The following is a 12,828-nucleotide window of genomic DNA, read 5'->3' as shown; positions in this document are numbered from 1 at the left end:
TCATGGACGGTGTTTCTTTATCCTCTGATTTTTTTGATCTTTGGATTGTAAAAATCGACGATATTGATTTAGCTTCTATTGAACAGTTAATTCACCGTTCCGATATAGTTCGCCATAATCAAATTTGTTTAGCGGATAGAAGAAAAAAATTTATATTTAGACGGGCTGCATTACGTTATGTTTTAAGTCAGTATTTATCTGATTATGAAATCATAACGAATGATAACGGGAAACCTTATATATCCACGGAGCAAGACTTCAAATATTATTTTTCATTGAGTGCCTCAGGAAACTATTGTGCCATCGGTTTTAGCTCAAGGGAAATAGGTGTTGATATTGAAGTCACTCCTTCTAAGGTAAAATTTTCAGAAATTATTGAATCTTTTATTAAAGATGAGGAGCTGGAATATATGCAAGGTGTAATGTTAAAACAACGATCAGGAGTCAGTCCCGGATTTCATAATTATTATCATTTAATGTCATTATACTATTGGGTTAGACTTGAAGCATATATTAAATTATTTGCTTCGACTTTACATGAGAAATTATTGGCTAATAACCCTGATTCTGTTAAAGATATGAAAGAATTAGAAGCGAGCACATTATTGATTCATAATCAGAAATTTGTTTGTGCCTTATCTCAAAAGAAGGTAATTTCTACACCAAATATCAAGGAAATAAACTATTCCGAAATTATAAGGAACAAAGATGAGTAATATTATTGACTTAAGTGTTCCTATAGATTGTGATTTTTGGGAACCTGAGAAAGTAACTAGGGGAATCGTTGATCATAAAGAGGGAGCCAATAAATTAGGTGAGAGTTATTTGTATTTCCATACCAGTTCATGGTGGAAAAGAGCCTTTGTAAAACTGTTTAAACGCAAAAAGTGGATCATTGATCACAATGATTTTCCTGATGGTATGGGATTATCACTGATGTATTATCACTTGACCACGCATACCGGAACGCATATTGATGCTCCCTATCACTATGGGTGGCATGAAGGGCAAGAGCGGCCAGCAACAATTACTGACATTCCTTTGGATTGGTTTTATAGTCATGGCGTATTACTCGATTTTAGTCATGATAATCAGTCAATTGATAAACAGGCGGTAGAAAACCAATTAAAGAAAATTAATTATAAAATAAAAGAAAATGATATTGTCCTTATCAATACCGGAGCTGATAAACTCTTGGGAGCAAAATCCTATTTTACTCACTATAGAGCGATTGAAAGTAGTGCTGTTCAATGGTTAGTAGAGCAAGGAGTAAAGATTATTGGGACAGATGCGTTTAGCTTTGATCGGCCATTCATAGAGATGATTAACGATTATAAAAAAACCGGGAATAAAGATTGCTTATGGCCATCTCATTTTATCGGACGGGATCATCCCTATTTACAGATAGAACGGCTTTGTAATTTAACCAGTATTCCTAAACCTTATGGATTTAAAGTGTGCTGTTTTCCAATAAAATTAGAGAAAGCAGATGCTTCATGGAGTCGAGTGGTCGCAATATTATAATAATAATATATAATTATAGGGTAAGACGGGGGAAATATGAGCAGAAAAGAGACTTCAAGATCATACAACTAAATCTAATAACTTGGGCATACCTTAGATGTTTAGAAAAGGTGCTTGAGGTATGAATTGTGCATGGCATGATTTACTTGTATCGAATCCGCAAAGATACAGCTCAGTGTAAATTAATAACTAGAGGTAGAGTAGATACGCCGATTTAATCGGAAATTCCAGTGGGCAAGGTGATATATAGGCTAGCAAAAGATATCTTATCTTTGCTATGTTGTTTGGTTATATTGTTTGGTTATATTGCACTGTGAGCGGGTATATCAGCTCTATGATAATAAATTTGTCATCTCCTTTCTGGATGATTTTTAAGAATAAATTGGTTCATTAAGAAAAAGATTAATTATTCTATCCATAGGCAGGTCGAAGGGAGTTAACTTAGTTTGGTTTAACCTGAAATATTCATATTATTCTTGCAGTTTAAATAGATGAAAGATCAGTGAAATAACCAAATTGGTATTCAAATGGAGTTGTGGTTTGGTGCTTATTTTCAAGAATTTTGGCTAGGAGATAAAAATCAAATATTATATATGACAAATATAAATTTAAAGATAAATAAAGTAGTTTAATATTACTACTTTCAGATAATGATTTTCTTAAATGAAAATGGGTAGCTTTTATATTAATAAAACTTACCTGAGTAAATGTTTATTCTATTTCTATCGAGATAACTATTGTGATAATAAATAACAGAAATGAATCTCAACCGCGTAGAGTTGTGGTGACAGGGCTAGGTGTTGTTGCGCCGACAGGTGTTGGCGTTAATGAATTCTGGAACAATATTCATAACGGTAAATCAGGAGTGAGTAAATATGAGTGGGGAAGAGAAAGATTTGGCTTTAAAAGCGGAGCAATAGGAAAGGTTCACGGTGACGATAGCAATAACAAAGAGTTTGTTCTGAAAAGTGAGCGTAAATATCTTCAATTTGCATTAGACGCCTCAGAGATGGCGATGCAAGATGCGAATTTAAAACCTTCAGACATTGATGGTCGGCGTTTTGGTGTTGCGATAGCAACGGCGATTGCTGATGCTGCGGGAATGGAAGAGTGTTTACTCAGAATCACCAACGGGGGCAAAGAGAATATTCACCCTGATTTAATTAAATCAGAAGATTATGACAGCTTTGATTTTAGTTCAGCTGCAACCTCTGTTGCGAAAAAATATGGCGCATCTATGTCCGTCAGCAACATATCAACCGGATGTGCGGCAGGACTTGATGCATTAGGTATTGCGATGGAGCATATCCGTTATGGCAGAGCGGATATTATGCTGGCTGGTGCAAGTGAAGCGCCACTTTGTCCGCTTTCTATCGGCTCTTTTGAAGCTTTGGGGGCGCTATCATCAAGAGAGTTGGAAAATCAGCAAGCGGCGACCTGTCCTTTTTCCCTTGAGCGGGATGGATTTGTGATTGCTGAAGGGTGTGGAATATTAATTTTAGAGTCTTATGAACACGCTAAGCAGCGTGGAGCACATATTTATGCTGAATTAGCAGGGTATGCATCCGTCAATAACGCTTATCATATGACTGACTTGCCTGCGGATGGAATGGCAATGGCACGGTGCATTGATATGGCATTGAAGGATGCCCAGGTATCGCCATCAACGGTAAATTATATTAGTGCTCATGGCAGTTCTACGGCTCAAAATGATATTAACGAATCAAATGCGATTAAATTTGTTTTGGGTGAAAATGCATTTGGTATTCCAGTTAACTCATTAAAATCAATGACAGGTCATGCTTTAGCTGCCGCTAATGCGATCGAGTCTGTCGCATTATGTCTGGAAATAGAAAAGCAGTATGTTCACCCAACAATTAATTATCAAACCCCAGATCCTGATTGCGATTTAGATTATATTCCTAATCAAGGTTGCGCATATCCAATTAAGACCGCGTTAAAATTATCAAGTGGTTTTTCTGGTATTCACAGTGTTATTGTTATGAGGGCAGTAGACAATGCGTAGAAGAGTTGTCGTTACCGGTGTTGGCGCAATACATCCTGATGGCAATGATGTCACCGCCATAAAATCAAATGTTATTCAGAAGTTATTGGGCCAAGAATCGAAAAATAATACGACTGTAAGTTCTGTAATAAGAACATTGAGTGATTTCGATGGCGCGAAATATATCAATAACCGCTTAAGGCGCAAAATTGATGAATTTTCGGCTTATGGTATCGTCGCCGTTGAAATGGCATTAAAAGCGAGTAGATTGGATGTAGATAAGCTTGATCCTAACCGCGTTGGAATATATGTCGGAAACTGTTTTGGTGGATGGCAACATATTGAGGATGAAGTTAAAGCGCTCCATGTTGAAGGCATAAAGGGAATGGGGCCTTATGTCGCCACGGCATGGTTCCCTGCGGCGCTTCAAGGGCAATTGTCGCTGCTTTATGGTTTTAGTGCGCAATCTAAAACGTTTTCCACCTCCGATGTGGCAGGGATGCAAGCAATAGGTTATGCAGCGGAAGCGATTTCTAATGGTGTTGCGGAGGTGATGTTATGTGGCGCGTCAGAACATCTTTCCAGCCCGTTAGTTAAAAATTTACTGGAGAAAACATCAAGCCAGAAACACTCTGAGGTTTTTGGCGAAAAACGGCCAGGAGATTTTTCCGAAGGCGCTGCATTTCTGGTGCTGGAAGAGCGGCAACATGCTTTAGAGCGCGGTGCCTCGATATTATGTGAATTAACCGGTTTTGTTGATTATTTCGCACCGGATAAAAATACCAGAAATTACACTTTAGAATATACTGCTGAGCTATTCAACCATAATGATAATGCTGTATTTATTATGGATGGAATATATGATGATGAAAAAGAGATAACCAGTAAGGCTTTCTCAAATAAAGAGATAAAAACATCATTTATAAATCTGAGGCCCTATTTGAATAATCAATTTTCAGTCAGTGGCGTGATTGATTCAGTCCTGGCATCATCATTCTTGTCAGAAAATAACGGGGATGGAGAACAACAATCTAATAAAATCAATGAGTTTTCAAATACTAACCAAATAATCATTCAGCGCCTCAGTAACCAAGGTCATGTATGTGCGTTGAGTTTTTCAACTATTTAATCTTTAAGATATTTAAGTACGCGAGGAAAAATATATGAGTAATAATCCAGAAGTAAAAATAAAAACAATTTTATCTCTCTTTCTTAACGTTAATATTGATGATTTCGATATGGATGCGAATCTTTCTGACGCTTATGATATGGATTCTACGGAATTAGCTGATTTAGCAAAAGAGATTGAGAAAGAGTTCGGTATTTCTGTGGTGAAAAGTCAATTCAGTCATTGGGATACAGGAAGAGCCGTTCTTGATTTCGTCTCATCAAGTTTAAATGATAAAAATTAATTGCTAATTAAAGGGAAACAGAAATGAAACTAATCTCTATGTTGTTACATTCAGAGCGTGATAATTTACATCATGATTGTATTGTCACTAAAGATTATCATTATACAAGAAAAGAGGTAATATCTTCTGTTTCCCATTTAATTGATGATTTACTTAGTCGAGGAGTTCAAAAAGGTAATAAAGTCATTGTTATATTTGAACATGATGAATTAGGTGTTTTCTTTTTAGCCGCCGCCAGCGCGATGGGGCTGCATTTATTAATGCCCTATAATTTATCATCAGCAACAATCGATGAATGGATTAACTTTACCAATGAAGTGCAATACGATTTTGTTGTTTATCTCAAAAAAGATAAACATTTTGTTGGAAAGTTAAAAGAAAATAACATTAATGTGATTGATATTTCAGATCATAATATTAGGGTTAGTGATGATATAGCGGAAATTCCAATGATAACTTATTCGCCGCAATCTATTGCTAACTTTATTGTTCTGTTCACCAGTGGAAGTACAGGTAAACCGAAAGCCATTAGCATTTCAGAATCGTTAGTGTGTCGTCGAATTTATTCAGTGACAGAGAAATTAAAATTTACTCAAGATGCTAAAATATTCATGTCAGGTTTGTTGAATAATACAACGGGAGTGATTTTTTCTTTCGGCTCATTATTACATCAATCAACACTTTTTATACCCGAAGATAGAAATGTAGAGAGATGGCCTGATTATCTTTCTCGCAATAAAATCACTCATATTATGTTACGCCCAGAATCAATGAAATTATTCGTTAAATCGACAGCGGAACGTAATATTGATCTCTCTTGTTTACAGGTTGTTGCTTATGGCGCCGCGGCTATGCCTCCTAGCGTACTTGAAAAAGGGCGTCAATTAATTGGTTGTGAATGGGTGCAGGGATATGGATTAAGTGAAACTTATGGTCCTTTCTGTTGGGTAGATGAGCAAGATCATCGTGATAAAAGATATCTCAATTCAATTTATTGTGTTGGCAAGATTGATAATACATTGGAAGTGGCGGTTAAACCCATTATTGGCTCATCTGATAATATCGGAGAAATTATATTAAGAGGCGAAAGTATTATGGAAGGATATTACGATGTCCTTTCTGGGGAAATAACGCCTCCTGATGAGTGGTTTGTCACCGGTGATCTCGGTTATATAGATGAAGAGGGTTATTTAGTCTTAAAAGGACGTAAGCAGAATACTTTCATGAGTGCTAACGGACATAGAATTTATCCAGAAGAAGTTGAATCTATTTTATCCCGAATACCCAATGTGAATGTGGCTACAGTTGTTGGTTTTTCTTTCCATGAAAATGGTGTTGCTATTGATCAGCCAGTTGCCTGTATGAGCGGAGAGATATCGAAGAAATCATTACCTGAAATTGAAGATATTATTTCATCGTTTTTAAGTAGTAAATTAAGTCGGGAAAAATGGCCGGATTGGTTCTATGTTACTGACGAATACTTTCCAAAAAGCCATAATGATAAAATATTGAAATCAGAGTTAATTAAATCAATCGATCCTAAAAAACTATTTACATTGAGGAATCAATAATGAATTATGTAGAATCACATTCAATTATTTGTAATGCTCAGGTAGAAGATGTATATCAAATTGTTTTAAATTCTGAAAAATGGCCAGAAATATTTGAGCCTTGCCAAGAAGTAAAAGCTCTCTTTAGGGATAAGGAGGGTGAAAAAATAGAAGTCAAAGCTTTACTTAACGGTGTTTTAATGCAATGGGAATCAAATCGTAAATTTTATCCAGAAACATTTAGTATAAAATCAAAACTGAATCCCCCAATGACATTAGTTAAAGAAATGGAAACGTCATGGCGCGTGATTAAAATTAATTCCCAGCAATGTGTGTTGTTGTTAGAGCATTTGTATGATCTTGAATCTGAAATAACCGGATTAATTGATGGTGTTGAAACAATAGAGCAGGCGCACCAATTTATTAGTAAAGCTATTGATACCAATTCAGTTAAAGAGCTCAATAATATAAAAAATATCGTTGAGTCAACAGAGGGAGTGGAAAAAGTATTAAAAGGAACGATTACTCACTCAGTTGTATGTGAGGCGCCGGCACAGCAGGTCTATGCTTTAGTTAAAGATGTCTCTTGTTGGACCGATATTTTTTCATTCTGTGATGGTGCGGAAGTTTTAAATAGATCAGGTAATGAAGAATTGGTTGAAATCAAAGCAAAACAAAATAATAAAGCAGTAAGTTGGCAAACACGGCGATATTATTTTGATGCTATTTACCGGGTTGATTATGTTATGCCTACACCGATGCCATTATTCAAAACAATGAATGGCAGGTGGCAAATTATTCCTGTTAATGATCAACGCTGTATTATAACGGTACAAAGGAACTGGGCTTTGTTAGAAGATATCAGTGGTATTGTTGATGGTATTGATAATCATGACCAGGCTAATTCCTTTGTTATCTCATTTATCAATGATAATACTCGAATGGAAATGGATAGTTTCAAGAGTCAGGTAGAACGTCATAAAAAATCAAATTTATTAACTTTTACCGCAGGCTATTATATTCCTCACCAATTTGATGATGTTTATAATATATTTTTAAACATCGATGACTGGAGCAAAATATTGCCGCATTGTGATTCAATAAAAGTTATTTATAATGATAATAAACATCAAGAATTTAATATGGAAGTATCAACACCAAATGGAAATGAGACTTTCCGTAGTATACGATTCTGTGATGCGGATAATTTATTGATTGAATATTTCCAACCAGAGCCTCCTTTAGTATTAAAGTCTCATAGTGGCTCATGGAAGATATTTAGTAAAGGAAGTGGTTCGTACATTGTTTCTAGTCATGATGTTGAGTTAAATCATGATTTATGTGCAGTTAAATTTGGTACGGAAGATAAAGAAAAACAGCGTGAGATAGTAAAAAATGCTATTTCGGAAAATAGTAAGAAAATGGTCTTTGCCTGTAAAGAGTGGTTAGACACTCGTATTTAGTAACTTAAAGGAAAATAAGATGAATAATAAAAATAAACCCAATAGAATTTCGCCAGAACTTCTTGCTACTTGTGGTTATTTTATGCCAAGACTATTTTTCTTAAATTCTCAATATGCTCCCCAAGTACATTGGGGAGATGTTGTTGCAGCATTGAGTGATTTTCAGCAGGAAAACTTAGACTTATCCTCTGAAGAGTTTTGGTATGAATGGATGATTAATTGGTCAAAAGTGGGTGATAGCTATATTAGTATCGCTAACTCGGCTAAAAGTGAGGTCAGCCATGTTCGTGCTTTGAGGAGTGCCGCTGCCTGTTATCATTGGGCCGAATTTATGTACTTCAGTGATAGGAGTAGAAAGGTACAGCTCAGAGAGTATATTCGTTCATGTTTTTTATCTAGTATAAAATATAGTGACCTGCTAGTTGAGCATCAATATATTGTCGTTGATAAATTTCGTATGCCGTTTTTCCTTATATTCCCTAAAGGGTATAAAGAAGAAGAGAATCATCCTTTGCCTTGTGTTATTTTATCCAATGGATTGGATTCAATGACTGAAATTGAAATATTATCTTTAGCTGAGTTTTTCTTAATGAAAAATATGGCGGTAGCTATATTTGATGGACCAGGACAGGGAATAAATCTTGGGGACTCACCAATAGCTATCGATATGGAATTATATGTTTCATCTATAGTTAAATTGTTAGAGGATGATGTCAGAATTAACAGTGATCTCCTCTGTTTCTTAGGAATTAGTTTTGGTGGTTATTTTGCTCTACGCGTTGCGCAAAAAATTGGCGATAAATTTTGCTGTATCGTCAATTTATCCGGTGGACCTGAAATAGCAGAGTTTGATAAGTTGCCAAGAAGGCTTAAAGAAGATTTCCAGTTTGCATTTATGCAAGATAATAGCCGTATGCAGTCTCTTTTTGATGAAATTAAATTGGACGTCTTTTTACCTTGTAAAACCAAGGTTTTTACTGTTCATGGAGCATTGGATGATATATTTCCAATCGATAAGGTGAGAAAGTTAGACCAGATATGGGGTGATAGTCATACATTATTATGTTATGAATCAGAAGCTCATGTTTGCTTAAATAAAATAAACGAATATATGATACAAGTTTCAGATTGGGTTAGTGAACAATTTTGGCTTAATGGCTATAAGAAAGGATAACTTATTTTATACTAACTGCCTATTCCATTATATCTCATTATTGTGGACTATTATTTTGTAAGTTAATAGTGAATACGGATAGAGTGCAGGAGTCGCTGCGTATATATAGTATGTGAGAATGAGTTGTATTTCTCCTCTACTAACATGCGTTTAGAAGTTAGCGCTTTTGTTTAGGTATTATCTTGGTTCTCTCTTTTTATAAAGAATGGTAAATGAAATAGTTTAATGGGATGGGCGTTAAATAGGGTTAAATCATAAACATCAGGCTGATAGTAGCTGTTTTTATGGGATTATAAAATTTACACAGATTCATCAGATTACTGGGATTATTATCATTAGCGGAAAAGATAATTATCAAGAGCTAAATTTTAAGGTGATTAATCAATGGAGATATTGTTATGGATAAATATTGGTTTCACCTTTATTTTTAGTGAACATAATAGTGTATTTATGTAATATTATCCTTCGATATTAATAATCTGATACCAGAAATAAATTGAAGATAAATGAGTTATTATTATCTTCTTTGAAAATTTTATTTTTTCAACAGAAGTTAAGGTTAAACCTATTTGGGGTATACCTTTTAGTTCCACCGCTCTTTTACTATGAGTAATGAAATCAAAACATCTTCCCAGGCATTACGAAGAGATATGTTCGAATAAAATAAGACCATACTTTCCCTGTTGAGGAATTAATCGGCAGTGTGAAAATTGACTTTAATATTTGTGTTTTCTTATATCATTAATACATAGTAAGTTTACTTATGATAAGTTATCTTATTGAATGTGAATTTTATTTTTTGTATTAATTAGCTGTATATTAAGCTTTTAAATATTTGCTCTATGTTTGATGCCCGATGCTTACTTCAACTTGGTTTCGGCGTAATGCATAGAACATTTACTCTTGACAGAGTTTGGTAATTATGTAAGACGGCAATAGTATTTTCGTCAATCCAGAAAATTGAGGTCTATATTAAATATAGGATTTCGAGTTGATGGTTTTATAGAGAAATCTCGACATTGTTCCATGATAAATAATTAAGAATAAATAGTTATGTTGGGGTACTGACTAGTAACTCAATCCTATTTATTCAGTAAAGCCTTATCCTATTTGATTTTTATTAAAATGAGGAGTTCGGAAATGTCAAGAACCGAAAGACTTATAGTATTATTGCAATACTTGAGACAAAGAAGGTACCCTGTCAGTGGTAAATTACTCGCTAGTGATTTAAATGTAAGCTTGCGCACGCTTTATCGCGATATTGCTTTACTAAACAGTCAGGGGGCAAATATAGAAGGCGAGCCTGGTTTGGGTTATATATTACGGCCGGGTTTCATGTTGCCCCCTTTAATGTTTACGATGGATGAGATTGATGCCTTAGTTTTGGGCAATAAATGGGTTATTGAACAGAATGATGTTGTTTTGGCTAAGTCTGCCCATAGCTTTATATCTAAGATTGCCGCAGTATTGCCGACAGAACAGCGTGATCAACTATACTCATCACCGATGTTTGTAAAAACAGAAGGTTACAGCAAGATTACAGATAATAACTTAATGTTATCTGATCTCAGAAAAGCGATATACCATAAATCAAAAATAGTGATAACTTTTATTGATTTAAATAATACACATATTGTGAAGACGATCTGTCCACTGTCGATCTTTTTCAATAATGAGTTCTTTTTAGTTTCTTGGTGTGAATTCAGTCATAACTTTCTTAAGTTACAAGTGGGAAAAATAGAGAAACTGGAAGTATTGTCTGAAAAATATATACAAGATAGAATGTTATTATTAAAAAAATGGAGTGAGAAAGAAGGATTGTCTGATAATAATTTATCGTAAATAGATGATTACAGATGAATAATTTATATAGGTATTTATCCTATACATGTTTAATTGTTATTTCTACTAAATATATAGTTGAAAATATATAGTAGATTCTGATGATTATCTGAACTTTCTGCTGTCATTTATACTGAGGGCTTAAAAAGTTTAGTGATTTTATTAGGAAAGCGCCGCCCTAGAGTGCTAATTGTGAATGGTAGGATAAATCACTTAATTTGGTAATCTGGGGCAACGAACAACATAGAGTGGGCTTGAGATTGTGGATAATAAAGTTCAAGAATTCTTTAAAGGTAAGATTTTAAATCGATTGAACAAAGATCGTGATAGAATCACGATCTTTGTTTTGTCGACTTGCGAGCTTGTCTTTATGTAAGAGTGCTATCGATATTTTCCACATGTGCATTTTTCTTACATAAATAATGAAGTAGAAGAAAAGCTACCATTTCCATGCATCCGGGCTGGTGCCGGTAGGTAATACACAAATGCCAAAATCGCTAATGACAACAGCGACATAGATATCATTACCATAACAATTTAATTGATACCTCCTTCCTTTTGCCGTCCATTGCCAATAATCATTTTTCCGACTTTCTGGATAGAATTCTTGGATAAATGAAGCGGTTGCTGGATGTAACCCATCAACATTGAGAGTACTTGTATTCCCTGAGCTGCTCCAAATCACATCACCGATTAAATTTTCATTGGTAAGATTAACAACGAAAAAATAATGGTTATTAATTTCAAGCATTTCACCCTTTTCTTTTTCCTCAGTTTCTTTCATCTCTGGCTCCTGATTAGTGGATAAAATGGGTGATTATTATAGAAATAACAATAGTTTCTCTGATATTTCTATTTTTATTGCTATAAATGCAATGGTTTAATTAATAATTACGGTAGCAATAGAACCATAATAAATATATTTTTATTTGATATTGTTTTGGTTTGCATGACTTTTTTTGATCTGATTGTCACAGCATTTCATTACTATTCTTGATAGTTCATTTCTGGGTAATTTATTGTCTGTAAATTAATTGTATTTATCAGAATAAATCAGAAACTATATATCATATATTTTTATAGTAGTGTAAAAATACAGAATGTAAAGTATATCATCATGAATGTTTTGCATGAATATTAAATTAATGCAAATCGTTATTTCCGGTAAGTTGGATGAAAATGGCAGGTAAGTATCTGAAAAAAATCATGAGAATCTGATATAGCTTGTTCTGTCTCACAATGTGACATCATTTTGGCCTGCATATTGATTTTTGTTAGAATCGGTGTCAAATTCACCAAATAGTATATTCCGTCAGCTCCGAATAAATAATGTAAGTGAGTAGTGGATATCTATAGCAAACTAATAATTAAAGAACGAATAACCGCAATGCGGTGGGGATAAGGCTTATGGCCTTTATTGCAAATGCTGCTGTAGCAGAGGAAAAAAGACTCGTTGAACAAAATATGCGCATTCGATTGTGCCAAGAAGATGCATTGGCGTTTGTTGATGCATTGGAAAGACCAGTCAAGGTAAATGAACGTTTCCTTCGTGCTGCTCGTAGATATAAGGAAACAATAACAGATGAAAATAAAACGTTTAGATAAAAACAAACACGATAACAAACACGATAGAAATAATTTTGACTGTGGTGAGCCAGCGCTGAACAACTATTTGAAAGTAGTGTAGGGGTAACATGATAAAAAGAGTAGATACGATGTAAGATATCCCTGGAGGGCGTTCAGAATTCTGTGTCACGTTAATTTAGCGATTACAACGTTATCACATTATCCAAACGTCCTTCAAAGTAAATATAGAGTTGCGACAGCGTTAGATTCCAGCTCTGTATTGGCATTGTCC

11 protein-coding genes are annotated in these 12,828 nt (G+C 34.6%); 10 read left to right on the top strand and 1 reads right to left on the bottom strand.

Annotation, left to right across the window (positions count from 1 at the left end; all coding sequences use genetic code 11):
• Window positions 1-2 precede the first annotated feature (2 nt).
• The 9 genes from EAE92_RS21750 (at window position 3) to EAE92_RS21710 (ending at window position 10,970) form a co-directional block, all read left to right on the top strand.
• Window positions 3-716, top strand: coding sequence for a 4'-phosphopantetheinyl transferase family protein (locus EAE92_RS21750; protein WP_214069567.1), 714 nt, complete (start codon window positions 3-5; stop codon window positions 714-716).
• Complete coding sequence (locus EAE92_RS21745; RefSeq protein ID WP_214069566.1) at window positions 709-1,524, top strand: cyclase family protein; 816 nt, start codon at window positions 709-711, stop codon at window positions 1,522-1,524. The genes EAE92_RS21750 and EAE92_RS21745 overlap by 8 nt, the downstream gene beginning before the upstream one ends.
• 739 nt (window positions 1,525-2,263) lie before the next feature.
• A complete protein-coding gene (locus EAE92_RS25065) occupies window positions 2,264-3,550 on the top strand; it encodes a beta-ketoacyl-[acyl-carrier-protein] synthase family protein (RefSeq protein ID WP_052105790.1) in 1,287 nt (428 codons plus the stop codon).
• Entirely contained in the window at window positions 3,543-4,658 is a 1,116-nt protein-coding gene (locus EAE92_RS21735) for a beta-ketoacyl synthase N-terminal-like domain-containing protein (protein WP_214069565.1), read from the top strand. Before EAE92_RS25065 ends, EAE92_RS21735 begins: the two co-directional genes overlap by 8 nt.
• Window positions 4,659-4,692: 34 nt before the next feature.
• On the top strand, window positions 4,693-4,941 hold the full coding sequence (locus EAE92_RS21730) for an acyl carrier protein (protein ID WP_046396661.1): 249 nt from the start codon (window positions 4,693-4,695) through the stop codon (window positions 4,939-4,941).
• Window positions 4,942-4,964: 23 nt separating this feature from the next.
• Entirely contained in the window at window positions 4,965-6,512 is a 1,548-nt protein-coding gene (locus EAE92_RS21725) for a class I adenylate-forming enzyme family protein (protein WP_214069564.1), read from the top strand.
• On the top strand, window positions 6,512-7,954 hold the full coding sequence (locus EAE92_RS21720) for an SRPBCC family protein (RefSeq protein ID WP_214069563.1): 1,443 nt from the start codon (window positions 6,512-6,514) through the stop codon (window positions 7,952-7,954). Before EAE92_RS21725 ends, EAE92_RS21720 begins: the two co-directional genes overlap by 1 nt.
• A 19-nt stretch (window positions 7,955-7,973) precedes the next feature.
• Window positions 7,974-9,128, top strand: a complete 1,155-nt coding sequence (locus tag EAE92_RS21715) for an alpha/beta hydrolase family protein (RefSeq protein WP_110086506.1) — start codon at window positions 7,974-7,976, stop codon at window positions 9,126-9,128.
• 1,140 nt (window positions 9,129-10,268) lie between these two features.
• Window positions 10,269-10,970, top strand: a complete 702-nt coding sequence (locus tag EAE92_RS21710) for a helix-turn-helix transcriptional regulator (protein WP_181148698.1) — start codon at window positions 10,269-10,271, stop codon at window positions 10,968-10,970.
• A gap of 439 nt (window positions 10,971-11,409) precedes the next feature.
• On the opposite strand, the gene EAE92_RS21705 is transcribed toward EAE92_RS21710, so the two are convergent.
• On the bottom strand, window positions 11,410-11,754 hold the full coding sequence (locus EAE92_RS21705; protein ID WP_036779577.1) for a hypothetical protein: 345 nt from the start codon (window positions 11,752-11,754) through the stop codon (window positions 11,410-11,412).
• A 623-nt stretch (window positions 11,755-12,377) separates the two neighbouring features.
• Between EAE92_RS21705 and EAE92_RS21700 the strand changes: the two genes are divergently transcribed.
• Window positions 12,378-12,575: a type II toxin -antitoxin system TacA 1-like antitoxin gene (locus EAE92_RS21700; RefSeq protein ID WP_214069562.1), complete on the top strand. Its 198-nt coding sequence runs from the start codon at window positions 12,378-12,380 to the stop codon at window positions 12,573-12,575.
• Window positions 12,576-12,828 lie beyond the last annotated feature (253 nt).

The organism is Photorhabdus hainanensis (genome assembly GCF_018448965.1).
GTDB classification, from domain to species: domain Bacteria; phylum Pseudomonadota; class Gammaproteobacteria; order Enterobacterales; family Enterobacteriaceae; genus Photorhabdus; species Photorhabdus akhurstii.
This window is presented reverse-complemented; position numbering and strand designations above follow the sequence as displayed.

Bases quoted from the DNA above. Each gene is read 5' to 3' on its own strand.
- EAE92_RS21750 (WP_214069567.1), top strand. From the start codon at position 3: ATGGACGGTGTTTCTTTATCCTCTGATTTTTTTGATCTTTGGATTGTA.
- EAE92_RS21745 (WP_214069566.1), top strand. From the start codon at position 709: ATGAGTAATATTATTGACTTAAGTGTTCCTATAGATTGTGATTTTTGG.
- EAE92_RS21735 (WP_214069565.1), top strand. From the start codon at position 3,543: ATGCGTAGAAGAGTTGTCGTTACCGGTGTTGGCGCAATACATCCTGAT.
- EAE92_RS21730 (WP_046396661.1), top strand. From the start codon at position 4,693: ATGAGTAATAATCCAGAAGTAAAAATAAAAACAATTTTATCTCTCTTT.
- EAE92_RS21725 (WP_214069564.1), top strand. From the start codon at position 4,965: ATGAAACTAATCTCTATGTTGTTACATTCAGAGCGTGATAATTTACAT.
- EAE92_RS21720 (WP_214069563.1), top strand. From the start codon at position 6,512: ATGAATTATGTAGAATCACATTCAATTATTTGTAATGCTCAGGTAGAA.
- EAE92_RS21715 (WP_110086506.1), top strand. From the start codon at position 7,974: ATGAATAATAAAAATAAACCCAATAGAATTTCGCCAGAACTTCTTGCT.
- EAE92_RS21710 (WP_181148698.1), top strand. From the start codon at position 10,269: ATGTCAAGAACCGAAAGACTTATAGTATTATTGCAATACTTGAGACAA.
- EAE92_RS21705 (WP_036779577.1), bottom strand. From the start codon at position 11,754: ATGAAAGAAACTGAGGAAAAAGAAAAGGGTGAAATGCTTGAAATTAAT.
- EAE92_RS21700 (WP_214069562.1), top strand. From the start codon at position 12,378: ATGGCCTTTATTGCAAATGCTGCTGTAGCAGAGGAAAAAAGACTCGTT.